The sequence below is a fragment of the Acinetobacter sp. genome (assembly GCF_036659555.1).
Taxonomy (GTDB): Bacteria; Pseudomonadota; Gammaproteobacteria; order Pseudomonadales; family Moraxellaceae; genus Acinetobacter.
In genome coordinates, this window is the sequence record NZ_JAVXCI010000023.1 from 1 (window position 1) to 26,357 (window position 26,357).

Here is a 26,357-nt window from a genome sequence, read left to right on the forward strand (position 1 = left end):
GCGTGAGTCGTTCTGTTAAGGTATCAAACATTGCAAAATCCGCTTAAAATAGCTAATAGCAAAAAAATCTTTCTTAAAATAGAAAATTTATGCACAAGATGCTATAGGATACTGTAGTTCGCATCGAATTTACATCAATGAATTTTCATCATCCTGAAAAAGGTTTGACATGATTAGCCTGCCCTTGGTCTACACAATCTTAGCATTAATCGCTTATACCACGTCTTTTTGGTATTTGTTTATGAATTTAATGTCTAAGCGTGTACCGAACCATTGGTTTGTCGGCGTGGTGTTAAGTTTGGGCCTGCTGCTGCATGCCGGCGTGCTGTACAGCGACATGCTGACGCCAATGGGCGTCAATTATAATGTTTTCAATATTATGTCATTTACTGCAGGCCTGATGCTGCTGCTGAGCATCCTGTTCAGCACCTACCGGCCGGTGCTGCCGCTGGCTTTAATCGGCATTCCTGTGGCGGCTGCCGGGCTGATTATAGGCTTTGCATTCAGCAAGCATGATCTGTTTATTTCCCGGAATTCGCTGGGCTTGGACATCCACATTATTCTGTCTTTATCGGCCTATGCGGTGCTGCTGATGGCGACCATCCATGCAGTTTTGCTGTGGTTCCAAGACCGTGAATTGAAGAATAAGCAAAAGCGCCGGGTTTGGGGAAATCTGCTGCCGCCTTTTCAGGCCATGGAGTCGCTGCTGTTTGACATGCTGATAGCCGGATTTGCCCTGCTGACGGTGGCGCTGGGCTTCGGCTTCTTTACTATTGATGACTTCTTTGCCCAGCATTTGGCGCATAAAACCGCTTTCAGCATTGTTTCCTGGTTTGTGTACGGCGCGTTGCTGATTGGCCATTACCAGTTTGGCTGGCGCGGGCAGAAAGCCATCCGCTTTACCTTAATCGGCTTTTTCTTATTGGCGCTGGGCTTTATCGGCTCCAAGTTTGTGCTGGAAATGGTTTTAGGGAAATAAAGCTTTTTGTTCAGTTTGCCTGATTAAAAGCGCGGAACAATAAGTCAATATTAAGCGTGGAACAGGACAAATTATGAAAAAGCCATTCCAGTTCACTGAACTCTGAAAAAAAATTTTAATAAGATACTGATATTAAAGTTAAAATTAAAGAATTTCGTATAATCTGTATTATATTCGTTTTAGAAATATTAAATAATTGGATTATTTTGAATTATATGGACAGCAGATTAGAAACATCATACTTAATTTACCATTTACACTTCTTTTTTAACTTGGAAGAACTTCCTGAAGTTAATAAAATTCATGGAAAAGTAACTAATCAGCTATCTCATATAGCCAAAATATTTCCTTTGTTATTACGTCCAGCTGGACCTTTACCAAAGCCAATGTTCATGCTTGAGTTTTCCGAAGACGTTATACAAAAAATAATATTCTTCTTTAAAGAATACCAAGAAAGCTACAGTATTTTTATTCATCCTGAATTAGATGATGAATTGTTAGCCCATACATATCATTCCATATGGCTCGGCAAACAAATTCAATTAAGATTGGAGTATTTAATATAATAGGCGTTATACGAAATTCAGTTAAAAATAATATTTTTTCAAGTATTTAAAAACAAAACCTCAAAAAAGCAAAAAGCCGATTTAGAAATAAGTCATCTTTTTTATGATTAGGTTTGATACTTATTACCAATAAGTTTAATCATTTTTTGATCAAAACCAAGCTTTACTGTGATTTATCAATCCATCCATGGCCTAATTTCTACGGACAACTCTTGGGATAAAAATGCTTGCATTTTGTATTCGATCGAATACAATAAAATGAGCAAAGAAGGAACTCTCATGATTGAAATTAAACGTCTGCCTGAATTTGATGAATGGCTGGATGGTATTAAAGACAATATGACCCGAATCCGCTTGAATCGCAGATTAGATAAGGTTCAACGTGGTAATTGGGGTGAAATTAAACCGCTCCGAGAAGGTGTTTGGGAAATGAAAGAAACCTTTGGCGCTGGTTGGCGGATGTACTACATCCAACACGGTGACGTTGTGATTGTCATGCTAGGCGGTGGTGAAAAATCGACTCAAAGCAAAGACATTGATCGTGCGGTCAAACTATCGAAAACATTGGAGGATTAGAAATGGTTAAAGTTGCAGATTTACCAAGTTTTGATATGGCTGAGTCACTCAAAACCGAAGAAGATATTGTGATGTATCTCAATATGGTTTTAGCAGATAATGATCCTGCTGAATTGGCACATGCTTTGGGCGTGATTGCTAAAGCCAGAGGTATGACTCAAATTGCAAAAGAGGCTGGGATTGGCCGTGAAGCGCTGTATAAAGCACTTCGTCATGACTCAGCTCCTCGATTTGATACAATCAATCGGGTAGTCAATGCACTAGGTCTAAAATTGACAGTACAAAATGCCTAAAAAGCTAAACATAGCGCAGTTAGCTGCGCTATGTTTACTATCTTAATAAATAATATCTTGGGCCATTTTCGCTTTTTGTAATTCTTCTTTTGTTAATTTTTTCTCAATAAATTCTTTAAATTCCGCGGCGTTCTTGTTTCCAAGCCTATTGGATTTTCCAAATAAGATGTATGCCGATATATAATTTTGTTTCACTCCATGGCCCACCGTAAATAAACTTGCCATTCCTAAACACCCAATATCATTGTTTTGTTCACAAGACTTCTGAAATAGCATGGCTGATTTATTAAAGTCTTTAGGAAAAAGATTGCCACTATAATATTCTTGAGCCAAGACAGCTTGAGCTTGTGCATCATTTTGATTAGAAGCCACTTCTAAATATTTCAGCATAAGTTCTTTATTTTCATATCCGCTAAAGTACATACCCGCGTATAGTTTATAGAGCATAAAAGATGCTTCACTATCACCATTAGCTGATGCATTTTTTAATAAATAAATATCTTCCTTAACTTTATCTTGTTGGTTCGACTTGGTTGTTGTCCAACCTAAATTATACATACATCCCTTATAAATTTTTTTCCTATCCATTTGTGCTCTTAAAGCTATTCCTGCATTAGCACCATTTGCAAAGCCATTAGAAAAAGCTTCACCGGCATTTGGATAAGACGAAATATTTGAATGGTAAATACTGTTTAATGTAACACCATCAGAATATCTCGTTTGCATGTTACCTGAGATATTATAGTTTTGATTTGAAGGTGGATAATATCGGATACTTGGCATAGGAACAGAACCGACAGAAACTCTAGTACAAAGCCCATCATCAATAAAACGTTGTCGCTCTAACTCATCTTGATTTTTTATATTTGGATTATAATAAATTGTTGAACATGCTGATAAAAATACTGGTACAACCAATAAAAATAAGTTTTTAATTTTCATGAAGCGACTAACATTTAAACAATATCTTTTATAATAATCTACAAAAAAATAGTTTAGTCAATTTTTATAATTTTTTTAGCATTGAACATAAATCTCTTATACGAAATATAAATACCCAAATCTATCCCACTCTACAACCTTTCAAAGGCCTTTTTCTAGACAACCCGCACAAAAAAACGTATAACACCGTTTTTCATCAAACGGACGGCGCGCTGTGAAACTCATCCTTGCCCCCATGGAAGGCTTAACTGACCCGATTATGCGCGATGTGCTGACATCCGCCGGGAGCTTTGACTGGTGCGTAACCGAGTTTATCCGCGTGACGGATTCCGTGCTGCCCGACCACATCTACCATGCTTACTGCCCTGAGCTTTTAAATGGCGGCAAAACGGCTGCGGGAACGCCGGTGCATGTGCAGTTTTTAGGCAACAACCCTGAAATGCTGGCGGCCAACGCCGTGCGCGCGGCGGAACTGGGCGCGCCCGCCATCGACATGAATTTCGGCTGCCCGGCCAAGACAGTCAACCGCCACCGCGGCGGTTCGGTGCTGCTGGATGAGCCTGAAGTGGTTCATGAGCTGGTGAAAGCCGTCCGTGATGCAGTGCCTGCGCATATTCCCGTTTCCGCCAAAATGCGCCTGGGCTACATGGACCGCAGCTTTATGCTGGAAAACGCGCACGCGATTGAAGATGCCGGCGCGGCCTGGGTGACGGTGCATGCGCGCACCAAAGCCGACGGCTATACCCCGCCGGCGTTTTGGGATCAGCTGCAGCCCATCCGCGAAGCCTTGAAAATCAATGTGATTGCCAATGGCGAAATCTGGAACAATGCCGACGCCAAGCAGTGCCGGCTGGAATCCGGCTGCGCTGATTTAATGATTGGCCGCGCTGCGGTTACCACGCCTGACATTACCCAGTGCATCCGCAGCAACAGCGATGAAGCGCTGATCACTTGGAATGAGCTGATTCAGCTGCAGATCCGCTTCTTAAGCGGGCCATATAAAAAAGAAATCAATATGGTCGGGCGCTACAAGCAGTGGCTGGGCATGATGTCGAAGCATTATCCCGAAGCCAAGGCGCTATGGAATGAAATCAAGCGGATCAAGGCTTTGGATGAAATTTCACAGCAGCTGAAACGCTGCGCCCAGCCCTGAATCCGGCTGATTTCAAGCCGGCGCCCAGTGCATTGCATCGGGCGTTTTGCATTGCGGCGCCCGCTGGCGCCTGAGCAGATTCAACAGCCGCGGCAGTCCCTTCAGCCAAAAACAGCCGTCCATTATTAGACTAAAGTCGCATGCAAGAATGCCGCGCCTGGCCTTTGCGCATTATTTACACGTTGCATGCAACATGCTACGATTTATTTCAAATCCAATTCAGATAATCATTGGAATCGTAATCCGACCAATTTTCACGCTTAGCGGATTCCTGGTGAATCAATAAAGTCGCGGTATTGATAATGTGGGATTTCATCAAGTGAGCAGCTTGCTGAGCCTCCCCTTTGACAAACGCCTCATGCAGCTGCAAGTGATCGTTAAAGGTTTCCAGGCAGCACCTTGAATGGGGAATTGTCGCGGAACCCGCAATCAGCACTTGGTTGCGGGTGTTGCTGATAATATCGATAGCTTTCTGATTGCCCACAATCTGCAGAAGCGCCAAGTGATAGTCGCGGTCGGCTTTCAACGTTCCAGTGATATCTCCGGAAGACGCTTTCTGCCTGAATTCTTCAAAAATCCGGTCAAGCTGCTGAATGTCTTTTTCAGTGCGGACCTCGGTTGCCCTGCGCACTAAAGGAACTTCAAGCATTAAACGGATTTGAAAGGAGTCAATCATGGTTGCAAAAGTCGTGGGCATAATGCGGATGCCTTTGTTCTTTTCAATTTTGACAATACCGATCTTTTCAAGCATCTGCGCAGCTTCACGGACTGGGGTGCGGGAAATCCCGCCTAACATCTGACCCAACTCGGTTGCTGAATAAAGCACATTGAACTGTAAGTGATTGTTAATTATTGCATCCTGCAGAATTTCAAATGCTTCTTCAGTCAAAGTTTTTGGTTTTTGGATCAATTTCATGCTGTTTTGAACAAGGAAAATTTATGACTAATAAGCATTATGCCATTATCGGAGGGGGAATCAATGGACTGGCTGTTGCCCGGCAATTACTGCTGGATTTTCCTGAAGCGCGGGTCAGTGTTTTTGAGAAAGAACAGGATGTGGCGATGCATCAGTCCAGCCATAACTCCGGCGTGGTGCATGCGGGCCTGTATTACGAACCAGGCGGCTTAAAAGCCCGCCTGTGCCGCCGCGGCGCCGAGCTGGTTCAGCAGTACTGCACAGAAAACAGCATTCCTTATGATGAATGCGGCAAAGTGGTGGTTGCGCTCTCCAAAGAAGAAGAAGGCCGCCTGGACGCGATTTACACCAAGTCTCTGGCCAATAAAGTGCCGGATGTGCGCATGCTGACCGCCGGCGAAATCAAGGAAGTCGAGCCGAACTGCATTGGCACCAAAGCGCTGTATTCGCCGCGCACGGCCATTGTCAGCTATGGCGAAATTGCCCGGCATATTGCGCAGGAAATTAAAAGCAAAGGCGGCCAGATTTTCCTGGGGCGCAAGGTCACCAGCCTGAGCGAAAAAAACCAGAAAATTACCGTGCATTTTGAAGGCAATGAGCATCACGATACCCAGTTCGACTATGCCGTGTCCTGTGCCGGCCTGCAGTCAGACCGCCTGGCCGCGCACTCCGGCGATATTGCAACTCCGAAAATTGTGCCTTTCTTTGGCCAGTACTATGTCATTGACGAAAACTTCAAAGACCATGTCAAAGGCCTGATCTACCCGGTGCCGGATCCAAAGTACCCCTTCCTTGGCGTGCATTTCACCAAGCGCATTGACGGCCAGATGACCATTGGGCCAAACGCGTTTATTTCTTTCGGCCGCGAAAACTATTCGGGCAAGAACATCAATATTTCTGATGTCTACGACTTCCTGACCTATAAAGGCTTCTGGAAATTCTCTTCCAAGAATATGCCGGCAGCGGTCCGTGAACTGAGAACCGTGCTCAGCCAGACCAACTTTGTGGAAGAAGCCGCCAAATACGTTCCCAGCCTGGCCAATGTTTCCGCTGTGCCTGCAACCCGCGGCATCCGCGCGCAGGCCATGGAATCGGACGGTTCGCTGGTGGATGATTTTGTCATCCGCAAGCAGGGCAATATTACCCACATCCGCAATGCGCCTTCGCCTGGCGCAACTTCATCTTTAGCCATCGCCGAATATATCGTTCGCGAAATCATGACCCATCACTAAGCGCCAACAGCATTTTTGGAACTCTTTAAAGGAATATTGAATGAGCCATTCTACTGAAACAGAATTAGATAAAAAGAAAAGGTTAAGGAAAGTCGCAACAGCAACGATTGTGGGATCAATGCTGGAGTGGTATGACTTTTATCTTTACGCCACCATGGCATCTATTGTATTCAGCAAGGTATTTTTTGATACCTCTGATCCGGGCACGGCGGCGATTCAGGCATTTGCAACATTTGCCATCGGCTTTATTGCGCGCCCAATCGGCGGCCTGTTCTTCGGCTATTTTGGCGACAAATACGGCCGCAAGAAAATGCTGTTTGTCACCTTCCTGCTGATGGGCCTGTGCACAACCGCAATCGGCCTGATTCCAAGCTATGCCAGCATCGGCATCTGGGCGCCTATCCTGCTGGTCTTCTTCCGGATTATTCAAGGCTTAGGCGCAGGCGCGGAATTTGCCGGCGCAGCCATCACTTCTTATGAGCATGCCTCAGAAGACAAGCGCGGCAGCCAAGGCGCATGGCCCGCTCTGGGCTTAAATCTGGGCCTGCTGCTGTCCTCCCTGACTATTTTCCTGCTTACGCTGAATGGCGATGAGTTTCTGGTGAACGGCGGCTGGCGCATTCCATTTATTCTAAGCTTTGTGCTGGTCATCGTTGGCCTGTGGGTGCGCCACAGCCTGCCTGAAACGCCGGACTATAAAGAAGCACATGTGGAGAAAGTTAAAACCAATCCATTTAAAGACATTCTGAGAACCAATATGAAAGGTTTAATGGTTGTGTTTATTGTTGCGATTGGCTATAACGCCCTCAGCTATATTTTCAAAACCTTCTCGCTGGCTTACCTGACCCAGTTCAAAGGCGTCAGCGCGCATACCACTTCCCTTTCGGTAACAATTGCCAGCCTGGTTGCGATCTTCTGCGTGCCGTTCTTCGGCTGGCTATGCGACAGATGGAACAGCAAGAAAGTCCTGATGCTGGGCGGCGTGCTGTCCATGCTGTTTGCCTACCCGTTCATGATGCTGCTTGAAACCGGCAACAGCACGGCAATTTACATCGCGATTGCGATCGGCACAGGCATCCTTGCGCCAATGATGTTCGCGCCGCAAGGCTCGTTCCTCAGCCGCCAGTTTGCTGTCGAAAACCGCTCGACTGGAGTCAGTTCAGGCCGTGAAATCGGCACTGCAATTGCCGGCGGCCTTGCGCCTTTGGGCGCGCTGTCCCTGGTGGCAGCTTCGCCGACGCATTCGACCACCGGCGTGGTGATCATTCTGTTCATTGCTGCCGTGCTGGTTGCGGTCGCGGCTGCATATGATCAGGGCCATAAGTTCTCCAAGCATAAGAACTGAGCTGCAGCTCCCTCCTGAAATAAGCTGAGGCTGATTTCAGGCCAGCGCCCGGTGCCATGCACCGGGCGTTTTGCATTTCCGCACCTTGAAAACGGTCTGGAATTTTAAAAAATAAAATGCCAGCCCGCGGCTTCACTGGCTGGCATTCGGCAGGCGCCGGCTGCAGAAAAAATTAAGCTTTAAAAGTCATCAGCTGGATGAAAGCTTCATCAGCACCAAGCCGGAAACAATCAGAACCGCTGCCAGCATGCGCATTGCCGTTGCCGGCTCGCCCAAAACCAGGACGCCGACCAGAAATGAGCCGACCGCGCCGATGCCCGTCCAAATGGTATAGGCTGTGCCCAAGGGCAAAGTCCGCATGGCGTAGGCCAGCAGGCCAAAGCTGAGAATCATGAAAATCAGGGTGATGGCGCTGGGCGCCAGTTTCGTGAAGCCTTCTGAAAGCTTCATCGAATACGCCCAGACAATTTCGAAAATGCCGGCTAAAACCAGAACAATCCAGGCCATGATGCCTTTCTCCATTTCATTAGAGTCAGGCCGTCCTGACGTTTTTTCTTGATTCAGGCCAGCATGGCGCTGCATCAAGGGAGGCCGTTCCCCCGCTGTAATAAATTGATGATAGTTGATTTTTCATTATTTTTTAAGCTGAGTTACAAAAACTCCCCCATTGCAGCAAAAAAAGCTATTGGCGCGCCAATAGCTTTTTAAAAACTCTAAACCGATGGAGCTATTTAGAATTTGATGCGGACGCCTGCGCCATACACCCAGCCCTGTTCAGAGCCGGAAGCCTGCTGCCATGCGGTCTGGGCATTGCCTTTGGAATATTCATAGGCAATGCCGATATACGGCATGAACTTTTTGCTGATTTCATAGCGCGTTTCCAGCCCCAGCGATGCGCTGCTGAGGCCGGTTTTTTTGGCGTATTTGGAATCATCATGCAGCACCGCTTCCGCTTCCAAATACGGCTGCAGAATCAGCTTTTGCGTCAGCAGCAAGTCGCGTTCCGTTTTTAAGCTGAAGGCCGCAAAATCATCTGCGCCCAGATACAGATAGGCATCGGTTTCAAAGAAATACTGCGCCATGCCGTGCAGGCCGAACACAGCGTCCAGCTTTTCTTCTGCATCCGCAGCATTCGGGTTCAATTCCAGTTTTTCATAGCGGTAGCTCAGGCCGGCCTGCGCATCCCAGAAATCAGCAATATTGCGGCTGTACAGGGCTTTCACATCGTATTCAGCATCATGCGATTCATGCCTGCTGATATGCGCCTTAATGAAAAGCTTGTTTTCATCTGTGCCGATGCGGGTTTCCAGCTCAGACTTCAGCGCGCCTTCGCCGCCTTCAGCGCGCTGCCATTTGCTGTCGATGGTGCTGACCGCATAAATCTGCGCGCCATGCTCTTTGCGGTGGTCATGCGTGCCGTGTGAAACAGGTGCAGTATCCTGAGCTAAAACTGCAGCCGGAGCCGGATGATGCGCGGCATGATCAGCAGCTTTTGCATTTTCCGCTTCAGCAGCCTGCCCGGCATCCGCCGGCATGAGCATGCCGGCGTGCTGCGTCATCTGATGCCCTTCCTGCGCCATTGCCAGAGTGCTGGCCAGCAGCATCGAGCCGGCTAAAACCGACTGGGAAAAAAGATTAATGGCGCGCATGAGCATCTCCTTGCGTTGCAGCTTCTTGATTGATCATTGTGCAAGGCTGCACATTTCCATCCTTCATCATCTGCGCATGCTGCTGCGCCGAATGGCCTGCGCAGCCCTGCATTGAATGCGCGGCCTGCGGTTTTTGCTGGCCGGGCTGAGCCGGATTGGCTTGAGGCTGGCCAGTTTTTGGCGCCTGCTGCATATTTTCCATGCCATGAGGCGCAGCATGATACATGGCATGGCGCATTTCATTCGCGGCATGCCCATCCGGCTGCGCCGCCGCCATTGCGGATGAGGCTGAAAGCAAAGCAGAACTGAGCAAAACAGCTGCGGAAAAAAGATTAATGGTGCGCATGTTCATCTCCCTGCGTTTCAGCTTTGCTTGCGGTTTTTTCCGCTGTCTGGCTTGGCCCAGCTGATGCTTTGCCATCGGCCACATTCGCTACAATCAGCTTATTCATCATGCCTGCGCTCATGTGGTACAGCAGATGGCAGTGAATGGCCCATTCGCCCAGCTCATCCGCAGTCAGCAGCGTGGTCACAGTCTTGCCGGGCGGCACAACAAGAGTATGCTTATTCGGCATATCCGCAGGCGCCTGGCCATTTTCCAGCTGCATGAACATGCCGTGCAGATGCATCGGGTGCGCCATCATGCTGTCATTGATGAATTTCAGCCGGATGCGCTCGCCGTATTTCACCTGCAGCGGCTCGGCATCGCTGAATTTCTTGCCGTTGATAGTCCAGAGATAGCGCTCCATGGTACCGCCCAAGCGGATCACCAGCTCGCTTTCCGCACTGCGGCTGTCCGGCTGCGGGGTTAAAGCTTTCAGGTCGCTGTACTGCAGCGCTTTACTGCCTTGAGGGGTCGATGCATTCGCCCAGCCGTAAACCGGCGCTTGGGCTTGGGATGCATCAGCGGCGCTTGATGGCGCATGCTGGGAATGATCCGCAGCTGCCGGAATTGCTGGCACCTGATGGCTCATCTTTGAGTGATCCATATTCTGCATCGCGCCATGATTCATCTTTGAATGATCCATGCCCTGCATTGCATCATGGTTCATTTTGGAATGATCCATACCCTGCATTGCGCCATGATTCATCTTTGAATGATCCATATTCTGCATTGCGTCATGATTCATTTTAGAATGATCCATGTTCTGCATTGCGCCATGATTCATCTTTGAATGATCCATATTCTGCATTGCATCATGGTTCATCTTTGAATGATCCATATTCTGCATTGCGCTGTGATTCATTTTGGAATGATCCATGTTCTGCATTGCACCATCATTCATTTTGGAATGATCCATGCCTTCCATCGAGCCATGGCCCATGTCTTCCATCGTCAGCAGCGAACGCGGGCGCGGCGCAGGCATGCGGATGCGGATGCCCTGCTGAGGCAGCGCCTGATTCTGCAGGGTGCCCAGCGCATAGCCTGAGCGGTCAATCGACTCGGCTTCAATCTGGTAATGCCCTGCCTTCGGCTCCACCACCACATCATAGGTTTCCGCAGTGCCAATGCGGAATTCATCCACAGCAACCGGCTGCACCGGCTGGCCGTCTGCGCTGACCACCGTCATTTTCAAATGAGGAATGCGTACATCAAAAAATGACATGGCCGAAGCATTGATAAAGCGCAGGCGGATTTTTTCATTCGGCTGGAACATGCCTGTCCAGTTCTGCTGCGGGGTTTTGCCGTTAATCAGGAAGGTATAGCCGGTGACATCCGACAGGTCGGTTTTCAGCATGCGCATCTGATTCCACATTTTGCGGTCAGACCATGCCGCCTTCAGGCTGTCACGCTTAACCTGCTTCCATACATCACCCAAAGTTTCGCGCTGATTCTGGTAATACTCTGCGGAAATTTTCAGGTTTTTCTGAATCTGATCACTGCTCTGCTCATGGAAGTCCGACAGCATCACCACATAGTCGCGCTCAGCCTGTTCATGCGGCGCCAGCGGCTTTTTATCCTTAGGGTAAATCACCAGCGAGCCGTACAGCCCGTCCTGCTCCTGGCCTTTGGAATGCGCGTGATACCAGTAAGTTCCGCTCTGGCGGACTTTGAATTTATAGACAAATTCTTCATCCGGGCTGATGCCGTTAAAGCCGTTGAAACCCGGCACGCCATCCATGATTCCAGGCAGCAGCAGGCCATGCCAGTGAATGGATGAGTCCTTATTTTTAAGCTTGTTCCTGACCCGGATCACCGCATCATCGCCCTCCTCAAATTCGAGCAGCGGCGCCGGAAACTGGCCATTGACCGTAATGCGCTTGAGGGCTTTGCCGGTCACATTGACCGGGCCTTCTTCAATGGTGAGCTGATACTCTTTTACCGCGGCGAATACCCACGATGACGATACAAGGCATAGGCCTGCAAGCAGGCTTTGACTGAATTTAATAGACATGGCTTAATCCTGTTATTTAAAAAATAATGTTTTAAAATAAGGATTAAGCTTTAGGCGGGCGCAGCAGCTCCAGTTTGTGGCCTTGCAGGTGCTGCGCGGTGTAAATGGCGTTCGGCGGTTCTGAAAATGCGCCCAGTTCCGGCAATTGCAAATTCAGCGGCTGCATTTCCAAAGAGCAAGAGGCCGCTTGGCAATGCCACAGCGCGCAGTCAGCGCATTGCGCCGCGCCGTCCATGCGCTGCATGTCAGAAGCGCAATGCGCAGAGGCCTGTCCAGCCTTGATTTTGGCGCCGGGCTGATGGCAGTCCGGCATCGGCATATCCGCCGCCTCATGGCTCATGGCCTGATGCATGGCATTCTGAGGCTGCTGATGCTGTGCGGAACTTGCCGGTGGCTGCATTGCGGAAGACTGGCTCATCATCAACTGATGCGCCGGTTTTTGCGCAGCAAGGGCGACACTGCTCCATCCGATGACAAATGCCATCAGAAAAGCAAAGCCTGCATGCCGCTGCAAAAATTTCAGCAAATTTCTTCCGCCTTCAGCAAATTTATAGGTGCCGGCTGGGCCAAGCTGCCCAGCATTCCTCAGCCATTCAAAAACGGCCAATGTACTTTCATCATAAAGAACTGCGCGCTTATGCACAACTTTTTAAATTTATTCTAAAGCCGGATTGCCCAGCCGCCGCGCCGCCACTGCAACAAAACAGCTATATTTTAAGCAGCGAAATTCTTAAATACAGATGAATAAACCGCCAGACGTTCAGGCGCTTCAGCGAAGCAAAAAAGGACTCAATTGAGTACTTTTTATGCAAAACACATCTAATTAATAAGCTATTGATGCATAATTGCTTATTATTTATCCGAGTTATCCATGCAGTTATCTGCATAGATATCCATATATTTGCCCACAAAGTTATCCACAGACTGCAGGCAGCTTATCGCTGAAACTTATGCATCGACTGCGCCGACTTTCGCCAGCTCAGCGCGCATTTCATCAATCACAGCCTTATAATCCGGCTTGCCGAAAATCGCCGAACCCGCAACAAACATATCGGCGCCCGCTTCCGCAATGGCGCGGATATTGGCCGGCCCGACGCCGCCGTCTACTTCCAGGCGGATATCGCGGCCTGAAGCATCAATAATTTTGCGGGCATGGCGCAATTTTTCCAAAGTCATTGGAATGAATTTCTGGCCGCCGAAGCCTGGGTTCACGCTCATCAGCAGAATCTGATCCACTTTATCCAGCGCATAGTCCAGATAATGCAGGGGCGTAGCCGGGTTAAACACCAGCCCGGCTTTGGCGCCGCCGTCTTTAATCAGCTGCAGCGAGCGGTCAATATGATGGGTGGCTTCCGGATGGAAGGTGATAATGTCCGCGCCGGCTTCCAGAAAATCGCCAATCATGCGGTCAACCGGAGAAACCATCAAATGCACATCAATCGGCGCCTGAATGCCGTATTTTTTCAGCGCCTTGCAGATGCCTGCGCCGAAAGTCAGATTCGGCACATAGTGGTTGTCCATCACGTCAAAATGGACAACATCTGCGCCGGCCTGCAGCACATTTTCAACGTCTTCGCCTAAGCGGGCAAAGTCAGCGGACAGAATAGAGGGCGCAATTAAATAGGGCTTGGACATTCGGGAACCTGGCTATCGGGGAGGATGATTTTCCTCATTATAGCAAAACCGGCTTGCCGGCGCTTCCCCCGCTGCGCTGTTGCACAGATAAAACGCTGCGTTGCAGATTTTGCCTTTTGCTTTTATGCAGATTGGCCTATGGTCAGGATTATTCTGAAAAAATTCTTGCAATACGGATCACTGAAATGGCAGTCAAAACACAGGCGCACATTGCAACCCGGCAGGCCTCCCGCATGGCGAAGCGCCTGCTCAATCACTGGAAGCACAAGTTTGAAGTGGCGGAGCATGAGCAGCTGCTGCAGATTTTCATGCCTTCCGCCACGGTGGATTTAAGGCCGCAGGCGGATCATCTGGCAGTGGAAATCACGGCGCAGCAGGCGGATGCAGACCTGCCGATGCTGGAGCAGGTGGTGCTGGAGCATTTAATCCGCATGGGGCAGGAGCCGCTGCAGGCGGCATGGCAGCGCTCAAATTAACAGTGCTCCGGAAAAATCACGGCTGAGGCTTGGAGGCCTGCTGCGCATGAAAGCGCTTAACCGCCTCAATCCGCTCATAAGTTGCAGGATGTGAACTGAAGAAATCCTGCCAAGCGCGCTCCCTGCTGACTTTCTCGCCGGCAAGGCGCTGCAGAAAGTTGGCATATAGCTAATTACCTAAATAGCTATTACATACAAAACCTAATGAAAGCATATTTTATGGGAGATTATGTGTGATACGGATTTCAAAACTCAGCTATATAATAGCTAAGTTTTTTTAAACAACTCCGCGAAAATCCCTTCCGCTTCGAGTTTTCTAGGCCCTTGCGTCAAATAAATGTTGGATACGCGTATGGGCAACAAAAGACTTTTGCCGACTTTGGGTCTTTCCAAAGTCGGGACGTGCCTGCGCAAAGGCATCTAAACTCCTAAAGGAAAAATGAGGCAGTGCAAGCGCCATCGTTAATTGCCGAAATAGTTAACGCGGATAAAATTCAGTGCAATCATCTTTTATAGGCAATTATGCGTCATACAGACTTTAGAATTTAGCTATAGTGGATGGCCTGAATCTGATGCTGCTGCATGGTTTTCAAGGCATACAGATCGGCTCCCGCGAATAGCCCGCGCCAATCGGCCACCGGCAGCGCTGTCAGCAGGTCAGAGCTGTCGCCGGCAATCATCAGCATGCTGGCCGAATGGTTCATGGCATAACTAAATGCGCCATAGACCAGCAGCGCGATAATCCGCCCGGCCAGAATTTTGACGGGCACGCCGGTAAAGTCAAAACGGCGCTGGATGAACCAGGTATTGCCGTAAAAGTAGCGCAGGCGGCGCACTTTGGCCCACGGCGCATAAAAGCCCAGGGTAATGACGGTCAATAAAATATTGACGATCCAGATGCCGAAATATTCAGCGGCGGTGCCTTTAAAGCAGAAAGCGTACTGCCGGACCAAATCAAAAGGCACAGCAGATGCCAAAGCGTCAAAAGCCTCCGCCAGAGCTAAGGATGGATCTGGATTCTGAGCGGTATGCTGCTCTGAATTTTGCATGCATGCGCCTTATTTTTATTTTAATCATGTATTGCTGAATCTTTTCTTGCAGCGGGCTTCTTTATGAGTCCTGCAATTGCAGCGCATGGAACTGCAGATGGTCATCCATAAAGCTTTGAATGAAATAATAGCCGTGATCATAGCCGGCGTGTTCGCGCAGCGTCAGCGCCTGCCCGGCCTGCCCACAGGCCTGCTGAAACAGCGCAGGGTTCAGCTGGCTGTAAAACTGGTCATCCAGCCCTTGATCAATCAGGATTTCATTGAATAGGGCGCCTTTGCTTTGCATTAATGCTGTGGCGTCATGCGCCAGCCAAGCCTGCCGGTCATCGCCCAGATAATTTGAAAAGGCTTTCTCGCCCCACGGGCACTGGCTGGGTGCGCATATGGGCGCAAAAGCCGAAACCGATTTGAATTTTTCCGGATATTTCAGCGCCAGCGTCAATGCGCCGTGGCCGCCCATGCTGTGGCCAAAAATCCCGATGGCGTCCGCCTGAACCGGAAACGCCTGAATAATCCGGCGGTGCAGCTCGTCCGCGACATAGCTTTCCATTTGATAATGTTCCGCCCACGGCGCCTGCAGCGCATTGATATAAAAGCCGGCGCCCTGGCCAATGTCCCAGTGATCACCCTGAGCGGCGCTGCCGCGCGGTGAAGTATCCGGCGCAATTAAAATCAGCCCCAGCCGGGCAGCCAGGCGCTGCGCATGCGCCTTAATGGCAAAGGTTTCTTCGGTGCAGGTCAGCCCCGCCAAATAGAACAGCGCCGGACAGGCGCGGCCGCTTAAAGCCTGCGCAGGAAGGAAAATGCTGAACCGGCTTTCAGACTTTAATGCTTCGGACTGCAAGCGGTATATCCGCTGTTCGCCGTCAAAACATTTGTTGCTTTGCACCAATTCCATACTTTTCCCCTCATCCCGATCTTATTAAAAATCTGATTTTAAATGCTAAGGCGCCTTTTGCGGCGCGGCGCCCGCCGGCGGGAACAGGCGCTGTTCCAGCTGCGGCAGCATCAGCGCCATATTCTTGCCGATGGACCACTGCGGTTCCGAAGGTTCAAAGCCTTGCGCGCTTTCCCATTGGGCAACGGTTTCTTTGCTTTGCGCAAAAGCTGACTGAATAGAGCCCTGCTCACGCATGGCCTGATCAAAGAAGGCGCGCCCGAAGTATGTATAATCGGTTTCGCTGGAACAGCCGAAAGACTGGCGGTCAGCCGCGGATGCGGTAATGATCAGGGTATTTTCATCCTGCAAGGCCGGGACAAAGCTGCCGGAATAGCAGGATGAAATCACAATCACGCGCCAGCGGATGCCGGCGGCGTCCAAGGTTTCGCGCAGCCATTTCGGATCGGCCTGCGCCAAATCCAAAGGCGCATTCTCCATTTCAAAGACATTCGGCAGGCCGTGCGAGGTCATGTACAGGAACAGCACATCGCTGTCCTTATTCATCTGCTGGCCGATGCGGCGCAGGGCCAATTCCATGCTGGTTTTCGAGGCAATCGGAATTTCGGTGCGCGTTGCCGGGTTATTCACCAGCGCCATGGAGCGCCCATAGGTGCCGAAGCGCGTATCAAACTGCTCTTTAATCCGCTCAATTTCCAGCTTAAAGACATCCTGATAGCTGGCCCCGGCAACGCCCAGAAAGTACCAGTGCGACTGGGCAAACTCGCCGTACTCAATCGAATCCAGAGATTTGTTCAGCAGCCGGCTTTGCGCATAAAAAGCGTCTTCAGCAAAGGTCGGCGGCATTTCCTCCACTTTCCAGATCGGCTGGTCTTTCACTGAAACCTGCCAAACCACCAAAGTGAATAGCGTCGCCAGCATAATCAGCGCGCGCTCCCACCACGGCCATTTCAGCTCGCGCGAGATGACCCACACCACGGCCAGGCTTTGCCAGACAAACAGGATAATAAATAAGGTGGGAATATAGTCATACAGCACATAGGGCAGGATATCCAGATCGCCCAAATACTGAATCAGGCACTGGAACAGCATAATGTGCGTATCGAGTACCAGCCACAGCAGGGCCGGCACCAGCATCAGCCTCGGGTTGTTGACCCGCTGCGACAGGAAAATGCCGACAATCAGCGCAATGAACGGCCAAAGCGCATAGCTGACCAGACCCTGCGGGTTGAATTCGCCGGCCTGGCCGCTGCTGAGCCAGCTGAACAGGGTATTGGCGCAGCCGCCCAAAATGCCCCAGAACACCATCTGCACAATGGATGGGCGCATAATCTGCAGCGAACGCCTCGACCCCAAAAACAGCCACATTCCCGCAGTTTGGTTGCTTTTAAAATCATGCCAAAAATTGATGGAAGGTTTGAAGTCGATCATATGAATCTTATAGTGGCCGCTGCTCGCTTAATCGCATCAGCAAGTTTATGCCTGATGCGGGTTTTATCAATGCTGTTTTTCAACTATATCGCAAATCTTTAAATATTTTTGAAATAATTGCGCATTAAAGCATAAGATCATGCTGAAAATAGGCGTCAAAGCGGCAGGCGTCGCCCTGCCACTGATGCTGCGGCGGCTGGCCGGCCAGAAATACCGCCAGCCTCGGGCGCTTCACCACCACCCGCGTGGCAATGTTCTGCGCCAAAGCCAGCAGGTTATCGCCCAAATCCATTTCGCCGTGTTCCGGCAGCAGCAGGTGCAGCAGCTGCATCTGCTTTTTCACTTGCGCCTGTTTTTTAACGGCCTGCTGATGCTGGTCGCGCTGCGGAAACATCGGGTCCAGATACACCACATCAGTGGTCTTGCGCTGCGCGGCCTGTTCACGCAGATAATCCGCCGAATCTGCAAAGACCAGCTGGATGCGGGACGCCGCCGCGCTTAAGAACAGGTCCTGCATGGCCTGCCGGTGCGCATCTTCCAGCAGCGTGAACAGAACCGGATGGCGCTCCAGCAGGATGACATTGGCGCCCAAATGCGCCATCAGCAGGCTGTCATGGCCCAGTCCGGCCGTCGCGTCAATCAGCTGCGGCTTTTCCGCCAGACTGCAGGCGCGCGCAATCATTTCAGACTTGAGCGAAGCGCGCTTTAAGCGCCCCGCTTCCGCTTTCCAGTCCGGCCGCATTTTCATGCCGCCGGCGCACAGCCACAGGCCGTCCGCGTCCGCGCTTAAAGCCAGTTCCGGGTTCAGGCGGAAAAAGCGCGCATTCAGCTTTTCTGCAACTTCAACCGCCGCCTGCACCCCGCGCGAAGCCAGCACGGCGGAAAACTGCTGCGCCTGGGCTTCAAACCCGGCTTCAGCATATAGGCGCATGCCGCTTACCATAATTTCCAGCCTGTAAATGCAAACAGCAGAATCAGCAGGCCGGATGCAATGCGGTACCATGCAAAAGCCATGAAGTCGCGTTTCGCTACATACGCCACCAGCGCGCGGATTAAAATCAATGCAGAAACAAATGACACAATAATGCCGGTGGCCAGCACCGCCCAGTCTTCATTGCTTTTGAACACATCATAGCTTTGGTACAGGTCCAGCAGGCCGGCGCCAATAATCACCGGAATGCCGAGGAAAAATGAAAACTCCGTGGCCGCCTTGCGCGATACGCCAAGGAACATGGCACCGATGATGGTCGCGCCGGAACGCGATGTGCCGGGAATGAGCGACAGCACCTGAATCAGGCCAATCCAGACCGCTTCCTTATAGCTGATGTTTTCCACTTCCTGCGCATTGACTTTCGGCGGATGCTTTTCAATCCAGATAATAATCAAGCCGCCGACAATGAGGCCGATGGCGACGGCAATATCATTGAACAGCAGCTCTTTCACTGCCTGGCCAAAGGTCAGGCCGACCAGCACAATTGGAATCGACGCCATGATGAGGCTGAAGCCTAAGCGTCGGCCTTTTTCCTCGCCGGTAAACATGCCGGTGGCGGCGCCCCAAAGCCGTGACCAGTATTCATAAATAACCGCAGCAATGGCGCCCATCTGAATAGCGATGACAAAAACATCGCTTTTCTCTTTAGTCCAGAAATTCATTAACTCGGACGCTAAAATCAAGTGCCCCGTACTTGAAACGGGCAGAAATTCAGTAATGCCTTCAACAATGCCCATAATTGCCGCTTTAAGCAGCAGTAAAAGATCCATACCAATTCCTAATTACGGTTTGCCCTGTTCCGGGATTTTTTTCCATGCATTATCGCGCAGATAGACAGGCAAGGCATATTCCGCCGGCACCCAGCTGCGCTGCTGCGCATGCGCGCGCGCGATGGCCGCGATATCCTGCGCCGTTGCGCTGACAGCTTTATACTGTATTTGTTCTGGCTTAACTAAATCTGAACCGGAGCCGATCAGTGTGAATTGCGCCGCCTGCTGCGCCGCGCTGTAGCTTAATAATTGTTCTTCGCTTACAGGCTGCATGATGCCCTGTTCATCCAGCTTGAAGCTGGCGATGTACACTTCCTGCATGCGCGCATCCAGCACGGCTGTCACTTCAGTCAGGCCAGCTGTGCGGCAGGCGGCCTGCGCCAGCGCCTGCAGCGTGGAAACCGGTATCACCGGCAGGTCATTCGCCCAGGCCAGCGCCTGCGTGACCGCGGCGTTAATGCGGACACCGCTGAACGAACCCGGCCCGCGGCTGAATGCCACTGCAGTCAAGTCTGTAAGCTGAATATTTACTTCAGCCAGGCCCTGCTCAATTAAAGGGAGGATCGTTTGCGTTTGTGCCTTCGCGCGCGCATCGAGTTGGAAATAAAGCTCTTGATTTTCATCTGCAATACAGACGGAACACTGCTCATTGGCAGTTTCCAGTGCCAGCACTTTCATGCACAACCTTAATTAAATCAGTCTAAAAAACGACGAACATGATACTCCACTCGCCGGTGCTGCGCGAGAGGTTCCAACTTTGGATACAAAAAAGCCCAGAAGATTCCGGGCTTAGGCAATCATGAGGCTGCATTAATCCAGCTGCGCAGGCTCCAGCTTCATGAACTTCGGAAAATGCGCGGCGTAATGCAGGGCGTTCTGCTTCAATTTAGCTGCCGCGGCATCATCCAGCGTTTTCACCACCTTGCCCGGCGAGCCCATGACCACGGAATTATCCGGAATGACTTTGCCTTCAGGAATCAGCGCATTGGCGCCAATGATGCAGTTTTTGCCAATTACGGCATTGTTCAGGATCACAGCATTGATGCCGATCAGGCTGTTGTCGCCGACGGTGCAGCCATGCAGCGTGGCCTGATGGCCGACAGTGACGTAATTGCCGATATGCATTTCAATGCCGGCATCGGTATGCAGCACGGCGTTTTCCTGCACATTGCTGAAATCGCCCAGCTTAATCCGGCAGTTGTCTGCGCGGATCACTGCGCCAAACCAGACGCTGGCCTGCCGGCCAAGTTCAACCTGCCCGATCACCGTGGCGCTGTCTGCCACCCAGCCGTCCCAAGGCTGATGCGCGGCTTGCGGCGCATGCCCTTCAAATTTATACAGCATGATTCTTCCCTGAAAAAATTGCTCGCAACTGATGATTCCGCTGCCGTTTCAGCGCAGCGTGAATGCGGGCGAATTGACTAAAAACGGCCAGTCTTTTTGATAGTCTAAGCCGTACTGAAACAGCGAAACCAGCATGCGTGCGGTCAGCCCCCAGACAATTTCATCTTCCACCCGCATGCTGGGGAAATACAGGGACTGATGCGCATAGCGCACTTCATAAGGAACCGGCGGCGCCTGCATAAGCTTTTCCAGCGAGGCAAAAAAGATCCGGTCTATTTCTGACGGCTGCGCAATCAGCTCAACCTGCGGCGGGATCAGCCCGACGACCGGCTTGACCAGCATGCCGTTTCTGGCTTTCTGCATGGGCAGGTCGCCCAGCAGCTGCACGTCAAACGGGTTCAGCGCGGTTTCTTCCTGCGCTTCACGCAAGGCTGCCACAATGTTACTGGTGTCATTCGGGTCGCGCTTGCCGCCGGGAAAAGACACTTCACCGGCGTGATTGGACAGATAGGCCGAACGGCGCGTCAGCAGGATTTTAGGATCAGCTTCATCGGTCACCGCAATCAGCACAGCAGCGTGCGCGTACTGTATACGCGGGGAAAACCGCAGGCTTTGCTGCAGTTTCTGTGTTAATGAGCGATCATCCATCCGCGCTTCTCTTTGTTATTCCGCTGATTTCATCATAGCTCAATTTTTGCGCCTCCGCTCAGAAATGATGCCAAAGTTCTATTTTTCAGTTATGCTGGCGCTAAGCCCGATCATTGACTTTGAATATGAACTTCTGCACGAACTGCGGCAATACCACAGCTGAAAAAATCCCTCTTGGCGACCACCAAGTCCGCCGTGTATGCACCCAGTGCGGTTTTATTCATTATCTGAACCCTAAAGTGATTTGCGGCGCTTTAGCGCTGTGGCAGGATAAAGTGCTGCTGTGCCGCCGCGCGATTGAGCCGCGCTATGGCCTGTGGACGCTGCCCGCCGGCTACATGGAACTGCTGGAAACCATGGAGCAGGGCGCAGCCCGCGAAACCCGTGAAGAGGCGCAGGCCGAAGTGAGCATTCAGCAGCTGTACTGCATGTACAATATTCCGCGCATTGGCCAAATTTATGTGCTGTTTAAAGCCGACTTGATTGAAGGCAAATTCGGCGCAGGCGAAGAAACCATTGAATCAAGGCTGTTCAGTGAAGACGAAATTCCATGGAGCGAGCTGGCTTTTCCAAGCGTAGAGCGCACGCTGCAGCATTATTTTTCAGACCGCAAAAGCGGCCAGTTCGATATGCATTTAGAAACGCTGGGCACACGCTTAGACCATACAGGCTGACAGCCGCCGCCGCATGCCAGTCAGTTAAGCATTTTTAAACCTCCCCTTGCGCAGCAGTGCTGCTCACCTTTTTCAAAGGAGGGAGTATTTTGAAATTCAATACAGTCTTGAATTCCTTGCACAGCAATGCTGTTCATCCCCCTCTTTTTCAAAGAGGGGTTAGGGGAGATTTATCAATCAGCAATAATGAAACTTCGCTTAACTGATCAGCATTACGCCCTCTGCATCCCTTCCGGCTTGAACCGGCGCCATTCTCCCCTGCGGCTTTTTGTGCATCGCAGCTTTGGCCGGAAAAATTCAAGGCGCCATGATCAGCGCTATTTTAAGCTTGCAATCCTCAGCATTCAGCCCAATATTATCCGCATCTCCCTACCGCCTAACGCAGCAGCATGCCTGAATTACCCGAAGTTGAAACCACCAAAACCAGTTTACTGCCCCTGCTTGGCCAAACCGTGCAGCGGGTTGATGTCCGCCAGCACAGCCTGCGCTGGCCAATCCCGGAAGATGTAAGCCGGCTGGCTGGGCAAAAGCTGATGCAGCTGACGCGCCGTTCCAAATATATTGTGGCGCAGTTTGAGCAGGACAGCATGCTCTGGCATTTAGGCATGTCCGGCAGCTTCAGGCTTTGCAGCGGCCATGAAGAACTGCGCAAGCATGACCATCTGATTATTCAGTTTGAAGAGATGCACCTGCGCTACCATGACCCGCGCCGTTTCGGCTGCATTCTCTGGCTGGATGAGGCAGCCCAAGCCAAGCTGCTTGACCCTTTAGGGCCTGAACCGCTCAGCGATGAATTTAACGCCGAATACCTGTTCAATAAATTCAAAACCAAAAATACCGCGATTAAAGTGGCAATGATGGACAACCATATTGTGGTCGGCGTCGGCAATATTTACGCCACTGAAAGCCTGTTCAATCTAGGCATTCACCCGGCGCAGCCGGCCTCTGCGCTGACATTTGAGCAGGTGCAGAAAATGACGGCTGAAATTAAGCGCATTTTAAAACAGGCCATAGGCCTTGGCGGCTCTACCCTGCGCGATTACAGCAATGCCATGGGCGAAAACGGCTATTTCCAGCAGACGCTTTTGGCCTATGGCCGTGCCGGCGAAATGTGCGTGAACTGTGAAACCGCTTTGCAGAATTTAAAACTGGGCCAGCGCGCCAGCGTATTCTGCCCTGAATGCCAGCCTTTAAAACCGGTTAAAATAGCCAGCAAGAAAGCAATGAAAGGAAATAAAGCATGAAGTCTGCCATCGTCCGCCACATTTTAGTGAAAGATAAAGACCTTTGTGAACAGCTGAAAAAGAAAATTAAAGCGGGCGCTGACTTTACCAAAATCGCCAAGCAGCACTCCACCTGCCCGTCCGGCAAAAAAGGCGGCGAGCTTGGCGATATTAAAAAAGGCCAGCTGGTCGGCCCGATTGATAAGGCGGTATTTACCTTGCCTGAACGCGAACTGCACGGCCCGATTAAAAGCCAGTTTGGCTGGCATCTGCTGGAAATCAAATTCCGGATGGATTAATCCAGCGATTCTGATTCCCTCTCCTTTTAGGAGAGGGCTAGGGAGAGGTGAAAATAAAAATATATTTTCAATTAAATACAATACCTTATAATCAAAAATACCAGCCTAATTAGCAACATTGCAATTAGTCAAATGAATTTAAAGAAAAATTTAAATACCATTAAAACTGTCGTAAAAGACTTAGATTATATTCTTTCAAACGAAACTGAATATCAGTTTGAAGGTTATATAGATCGCTATAATGCCGCAGCATTTCATGTTTATGGTAATGCCCGTTCAGGGTATATCTAAATTCATCAATAGGAAGATGGTCAACAGCATATGGAAAAGCAGTGTATTCACTACGATCAAATAGTGACGCTGCATTATTCTGCAATATATTAATCTCCAGCTCTCAAATCAGAGCGCGAAGACAATAAAAAACGGCGCATCGAGCGCCGTTTTAGGTCAAAACCGGAATTACGCCTGCGGGCGCTTTTTCAGCTCATCACGGATTTCGCGGAGCAGTGCAATATCTTCCGGGGTCGGCGCAGGCGCCGGAGCCGCTTCTTCCTGTTTGCGGCGCATTTTGTTCATGACTTTCACCAGCAAGAAAACCACCCATGCCAAAATAAGGAAATTCAGGAAAATGGTTAAAAAGTTGCCGTAGGTTAAAACATTCACGCCGGCTTTCTGCAGCGCGTCCAAAGACTGCAAATTATCAGGATTGCTGCCTAGCACAAAGAATTTCTGCGTAAAATCAACACCGCCGCCAGTAATCACAGAGATTAGAGGCATAATAATGTCTTTAACCAGTGAATCAATAATTTTACCGAAAGCGCCGCCGATGATGACGCCGATCGCTAAATCCATCATGTTGCCTTTAATGGCAAACTCTTTAAATTCTTGAACAATACTCATCTTGATCTCCAGCTAATGTCCGATACGGTTTTTATTTAGTTTTACATGAACTGCATCACACAGTTTCATCTATAAGCATGATGAATTCCTTGTAATTTACTCGGATTCACCCTGCTTTAATATATGAATTTGCTAATTTTAAACAAAAAAATGCTGCCGATAGCTCAGCAGCATTTTTTCACTCATGCAGCCCTAACAGCGCTGCAATTATGTTAAATCTTATTTGCCTGAACGGTTGCGCTTACGCTCGTTCTCAGTCAAATGGCGCTTACGGATGCGGATTGACTTCGGCGTTACTTCAACCAGCTCGTCATCTTCGATGAATTCAAGCGCTTGTTCAAGCGTGTATTCAATTGCAGGAACTAATGTTAAAGCTTCATCTGTACCAGATGCACGCACGTTAGTTAACTGTTTCGCTTTCGTTGGGTTAACAGTCATGTCGTCTGAACGGGAGTTGATCCCGATGATCATGCCTTCGTAAACTTCCAGCTGCGGTTTAGCGAACAGGCGGCCGCGGTCTTGCAGTGTGAACAATGCATAGCCCAGGCAAACGCCTTGAACCATAGAAATCAGCACACCGTTTTGACGCTTCGCAACAGTACCTTGTTTCATTGGACCGTAATGCGAGAAACTTGACGTCATGATGCCTGTACCGGAAGTCATCGTCAGGAATTCAGAACGGAAACCGATCAAGCCGCGTGAAGGAACAGTTGCTTCAATACGGATGCGGCCTTTGCCGTCAACTTCCATATTGGTCATTTCGCCTTTACGGTGACCCATTTGTTCCATAACAGAACCTTGGTGCTGTTCTTCAACGTCGAAAGTCACGTTTTCATACGGTTCTTGCTTTTCGCCGTCAACTTCTTTCAAGATTACTTGCGGACGGGATACACCCATCTCGAAGCCTTCACGGCGCATGTTTTCAATAAGAACTGAAAGGTGAAGCTCACCGCGGCCAGAAACTTTGAAACGGTCTGGACTGTCAGTATCTTCAACACGCAAAGCTACGTTGTGAATCAATTCGCGGTCTAAACGCTCACGGATGTTGCGTGAAGTTACGAATTTGCCTTCTTTGCCGGCAAACGGTGAGTTGTTGACTTGGAAAGTCATCGTAACTGTAGGTTCGTCTACAGAAAGCGGCGGAAGCGCTTCAACAGCTTTCGGATCACAGATTGTGTCAGAAATGTTCAAAGCATCAATACCTGTTACACAAACGATATCGCCTGCATTCGCTTCTTCAACGTCAACGCGGTCTAGACCATGGTAACCCATAATTTTTAAGATACGGCCGTTACGTGTCTTGCCTTCTTTATCAATTACAGTGACTTGTGTATTCAGTTTAACAGAACCGCGCTGAATGCGGCCTACACCGATTACGCCGACGAAGCTGTTATAGTCAAGTGAAGACACTTGCATTTGGAATGGGCCGTCAATGTCAACTGCCGGCGGTTCAACGATGTCTACAATTGTCTGGAACAATGGCGTCATGTCGTCAGCAAGCTCTTCCGGAGAAGGGCCAGCAACACCGCGCAGGCCTGAAGCGTAAACAACCGGGAAGTCCAGCTGTTCGTCAGTACCGCCAAGGTTGTCGAACAGGTCGAATACTTGGTCAATTACCCAGTCTGGACGCGCGCTTGGCTTGTCAACTTTGTTGATGATCACGATTGGCTTCAAGCCGCGCGCGAACGCTTTTTGCGTTACGAAGCGGGTTTGCGGCATCGGGCCTTCCTGAGAGTCAACCAGAAGCAGTACGCAGTCAACCATAGACATTACGCGTTCAACTTCACCGCCGAAGTCTGCGTGTCCCGGGGTGTCGACGATGTTAATACGATACTCAGTATTCGTACGAGCATCAGTCCATTTAATTGCAGTGTTTTTAGCAAGAATGGTAATACCGCGTTCACTTTCGATAGCACCCGAATCCATGACACGCTCAATCTCGCCTGCACGATCGCCAAGTGCACCTGATTGC

The 26,357-nt window shown here is 49.9% G+C and carries 29 protein-coding genes and 1 pseudogene; 12 read left to right on the forward strand and 18 right to left on the reverse strand.

Annotation, left to right across the window (positions count from 1 at the left end):
* Window positions 1–169: 169 nt before the first annotated feature.
* The 4 genes from RSA72_RS04825 to RSA72_RS04840 all read left to right on the forward strand — a co-directional run bounded on the left by RSA72_RS04825 (window position 170) and on the right by RSA72_RS04840 (window position 2,414).
* A complete protein-coding gene (locus tag RSA72_RS04825) occupies window positions 170–979 on the forward strand; it encodes a cytochrome C assembly family protein (protein ID WP_332624771.1) in 810 nt (269 codons plus the stop codon).
* Window positions 980–1,194: 215 nt separating this feature from the next.
* Window positions 1,195–1,545 (forward strand): DOPA 4,5-dioxygenase family protein, encoded by a 351-nt coding sequence (locus RSA72_RS04830; RefSeq protein WP_332632822.1) that lies wholly within the window; start codon window positions 1,195–1,197, stop codon window positions 1,543–1,545.
* Window positions 1,546–1,824: 279 nt separating this feature from the next.
* Window positions 1,825–2,121, forward strand: a complete 297-nt coding sequence (locus RSA72_RS04835; RefSeq protein WP_004755186.1) for a type II toxin-antitoxin system RelE/ParE family toxin — start codon at window positions 1,825–1,827, stop codon at window positions 2,119–2,121.
* A 2-nt stretch (window positions 2,122–2,123) separates the two neighbouring features.
* Window positions 2,124–2,414: an addiction module antidote protein gene (locus RSA72_RS04840; protein ID WP_332622915.1), complete on the forward strand. Its 291-nt coding sequence runs from the start codon at window positions 2,124–2,126 to the stop codon at window positions 2,412–2,414.
* A 42-nt stretch (window positions 2,415–2,456) separates the two neighbouring features.
* Here RSA72_RS04840 and RSA72_RS04845 read toward each other — a convergent pair whose 3' ends face one another.
* The gene (locus tag RSA72_RS04845) at window positions 2,457–3,356 is read right to left on the reverse strand and encodes a tetratricopeptide repeat protein (RefSeq protein ID WP_332622913.1); all 900 of its coding nucleotides are present in this window, start codon (window positions 3,354–3,356) and stop codon (window positions 2,457–2,459) included.
* A gap of 214 nt (window positions 3,357–3,570) precedes the next feature.
* Here RSA72_RS04845 and RSA72_RS04850 point away from each other — a divergent pair, with 214 nt between their 5' ends.
* Window positions 3,571–4,509 carry a tRNA dihydrouridine synthase gene (locus RSA72_RS04850; RefSeq protein ID WP_332622912.1) on the forward strand — a complete coding sequence of 313 codons (939 nt, stop codon included), beginning with the start codon at window positions 3,571–3,573 and terminating at the stop codon, window positions 4,507–4,509.
* A gap of 208 nt (window positions 4,510–4,717) precedes the next feature.
* Here RSA72_RS04850 and RSA72_RS04855 read toward each other — a convergent pair whose 3' ends face one another.
* Entirely contained in the window at window positions 4,718–5,425 is a 708-nt protein-coding gene (locus tag RSA72_RS04855) for a GntR family transcriptional regulator (protein WP_332622911.1), read from the reverse strand.
* A 23-nt stretch (window positions 5,426–5,448) separates the two neighbouring features.
* Here RSA72_RS04855 and lhgO point away from each other — a divergent pair, with 23 nt between their 5' ends.
* Together lhgO and RSA72_RS04865 are read left to right on the forward strand one after the other, a co-directional pair.
* Window positions 5,449–6,657, forward strand: coding sequence for an L-2-hydroxyglutarate oxidase (gene lhgO / locus RSA72_RS04860; RefSeq protein ID WP_332622910.1), 1,209 nt, complete (start codon window positions 5,449–5,451; stop codon window positions 6,655–6,657).
* A 40-nt stretch (window positions 6,658–6,697) separates the two neighbouring features.
* The gene (locus tag RSA72_RS04865; RefSeq protein WP_332622909.1) at window positions 6,698–8,002 is read left to right on the forward strand and encodes an MFS transporter; all 1,305 of its coding nucleotides are present in this window, start codon (window positions 6,698–6,700) and stop codon (window positions 8,000–8,002) included.
* Between the two features lie 189 nt (window positions 8,003–8,191).
* Here RSA72_RS04865 and RSA72_RS04870 read toward each other — a convergent pair whose 3' ends face one another.
* The 6 genes from RSA72_RS04870 to rpe form a co-directional block, all read right to left on the reverse strand.
* Complete coding sequence (locus tag RSA72_RS04870; RefSeq protein ID WP_332622908.1) at window positions 8,192–8,509, reverse strand: DMT family transporter; 318 nt, start codon at window positions 8,507–8,509, stop codon at window positions 8,192–8,194.
* Window positions 8,510–8,733: 224 nt separating this feature from the next.
* Entirely contained in the window at window positions 8,734–9,651 is a 918-nt protein-coding gene (locus tag RSA72_RS04875; protein ID WP_332622907.1) for a copper resistance protein B, read from the reverse strand.
* Window positions 9,638–9,997: a hypothetical protein gene (locus RSA72_RS04880; RefSeq protein ID WP_332622906.1), complete on the reverse strand. Its 360-nt coding sequence runs from the start codon at window positions 9,995–9,997 to the stop codon at window positions 9,638–9,640. The genes RSA72_RS04875 and RSA72_RS04880 overlap by 14 nt, the downstream gene beginning before the upstream one ends.
* A complete protein-coding gene (locus RSA72_RS04885; protein ID WP_332622905.1) occupies window positions 9,984–12,047 on the reverse strand; it encodes a multicopper oxidase domain-containing protein in 2,064 nt (687 codons plus the stop codon). The genes RSA72_RS04880 and RSA72_RS04885 overlap by 14 nt, the downstream gene beginning before the upstream one ends.
* Before the next feature lie 43 nt (window positions 12,048–12,090).
* A complete protein-coding gene (locus RSA72_RS04890) occupies window positions 12,091–12,531 on the reverse strand; it encodes a hypothetical protein (protein ID WP_332622904.1) in 441 nt (146 codons plus the stop codon).
* A gap of 464 nt (window positions 12,532–12,995) precedes the next feature.
* Window positions 12,996–13,682 (reverse strand): ribulose-phosphate 3-epimerase, encoded by a 687-nt coding sequence (gene rpe, locus RSA72_RS04895; protein ID WP_068910382.1) that lies wholly within the window; start codon window positions 13,680–13,682, stop codon window positions 12,996–12,998.
* A gap of 185 nt (window positions 13,683–13,867) precedes the next feature.
* On the opposite strand from rpe, the gene RSA72_RS04900 reads away from it, so the two are divergent.
* Entirely contained in the window at window positions 13,868–14,158 is a 291-nt protein-coding gene (locus RSA72_RS04900) for a DUF2218 domain-containing protein (protein WP_332622902.1), read from the forward strand.
* A 677-nt stretch (window positions 14,159–14,835) separates the two neighbouring features.
* Here the strand turns inward: RSA72_RS04900 and RSA72_RS04905 are convergent.
* From RSA72_RS04905 to RSA72_RS04940, 8 genes and pseudogenes are all read right to left on the reverse strand, one after another.
* Window positions 14,836–15,207, reverse strand: a pseudogene (locus RSA72_RS04905) (DUF898 family protein); the annotation flags it as partial.
* 61 nt (window positions 15,208–15,268) lie between these two features.
* The gene (fghA, locus tag RSA72_RS04910; RefSeq protein WP_332623014.1) at window positions 15,269–16,105 is read right to left on the reverse strand and encodes an S-formylglutathione hydrolase; all 837 of its coding nucleotides are present in this window, start codon (window positions 16,103–16,105) and stop codon (window positions 15,269–15,271) included.
* 45 nt (window positions 16,106–16,150) lie between these two features.
* The gene (locus RSA72_RS04915) at window positions 16,151–17,536 is read right to left on the reverse strand and encodes a C13 family peptidase (RefSeq protein WP_332623015.1); all 1,386 of its coding nucleotides are present in this window, start codon (window positions 17,534–17,536) and stop codon (window positions 16,151–16,153) included.
* A gap of 124 nt (window positions 17,537–17,660) precedes the next feature.
* Complete coding sequence (locus RSA72_RS04920) at window positions 17,661–18,479, reverse strand: class I SAM-dependent methyltransferase (RefSeq protein WP_332623016.1); 819 nt, start codon at window positions 18,477–18,479, stop codon at window positions 17,661–17,663.
* Window positions 18,473–19,297 carry an undecaprenyl-diphosphate phosphatase gene (locus RSA72_RS04925; RefSeq protein WP_332623017.1) on the reverse strand — a complete coding sequence of 275 codons (825 nt, stop codon included), beginning with the start codon at window positions 19,295–19,297 and terminating at the stop codon, window positions 18,473–18,475. Before RSA72_RS04925 ends, RSA72_RS04920 begins: the two co-directional genes overlap by 7 nt.
* A 12-nt stretch (window positions 19,298–19,309) precedes the next feature.
* Window positions 19,310–19,975 (reverse strand): tRNA (adenosine(37)-N6)-threonylcarbamoyltransferase complex dimerization subunit type 1 TsaB, encoded by a 666-nt coding sequence (gene tsaB, locus RSA72_RS04930; protein WP_332623019.1) that lies wholly within the window; start codon window positions 19,973–19,975, stop codon window positions 19,310–19,312.
* Between the two features lie 132 nt (window positions 19,976–20,107).
* The gene (locus tag RSA72_RS04935) at window positions 20,108–20,641 is read right to left on the reverse strand and encodes a gamma carbonic anhydrase family protein (RefSeq protein ID WP_332623021.1); all 534 of its coding nucleotides are present in this window, start codon (window positions 20,639–20,641) and stop codon (window positions 20,108–20,110) included.
* A gap of 48 nt (window positions 20,642–20,689) precedes the next feature.
* Window positions 20,690–21,289 carry a CoA pyrophosphatase gene (locus tag RSA72_RS04940; protein ID WP_332623023.1) on the reverse strand — a complete coding sequence of 200 codons (600 nt, stop codon included), beginning with the start codon at window positions 21,287–21,289 and terminating at the stop codon, window positions 20,690–20,692.
* Between the two features lie 125 nt (window positions 21,290–21,414).
* On the opposite strand from RSA72_RS04940, the gene RSA72_RS04945 reads away from it, so the two are divergent.
* The 4 genes from RSA72_RS04945 (at window position 21,415) to RSA72_RS04960 (ending at window position 23,776) form a co-directional block, all read left to right on the forward strand.
* Entirely contained in the window at window positions 21,415–21,963 is a 549-nt protein-coding gene (locus tag RSA72_RS04945) for an NUDIX hydrolase (RefSeq protein ID WP_332623027.1), read from the forward strand.
* Window positions 21,964–22,352: 389 nt separating this feature from the next.
* Window positions 22,353–23,207, forward strand: a complete 855-nt coding sequence (gene mutM, locus RSA72_RS04950; RefSeq protein ID WP_332623024.1) for a bifunctional DNA-formamidopyrimidine glycosylase/DNA-(apurinic or apyrimidinic site) lyase — start codon at window positions 22,353–22,355, stop codon at window positions 23,205–23,207.
* Window positions 23,204–23,485 (forward strand): peptidylprolyl isomerase, encoded by a 282-nt coding sequence (locus RSA72_RS04955; RefSeq protein ID WP_332623025.1) that lies wholly within the window; start codon window positions 23,204–23,206, stop codon window positions 23,483–23,485. Before mutM ends, RSA72_RS04955 begins: the two co-directional genes overlap by 4 nt.
* A gap of 132 nt (window positions 23,486–23,617) precedes the next feature.
* On the forward strand, window positions 23,618–23,776 hold the full coding sequence (locus RSA72_RS04960) for a hypothetical protein (protein WP_332623026.1): 159 nt from the start codon (window positions 23,618–23,620) through the stop codon (window positions 23,774–23,776).
* Window positions 23,777–23,944: 168 nt separating this feature from the next.
* Here the strand turns inward: RSA72_RS04960 and mscL are convergent, their stop codons facing one another.
* A complete protein-coding gene (gene mscL / locus RSA72_RS04965) occupies window positions 23,945–24,385 on the reverse strand; it encodes a large conductance mechanosensitive channel protein MscL (protein WP_068908533.1) in 441 nt (146 codons plus the stop codon).
* Window positions 24,386–24,604: 219 nt separating this feature from the next.
* Window positions 24,605–26,357 (reverse strand): translational GTPase TypA (gene typA, locus RSA72_RS04970; protein ID WP_332632824.1); only part of this gene is annotated, 1,753 nt, incomplete at its 5' end.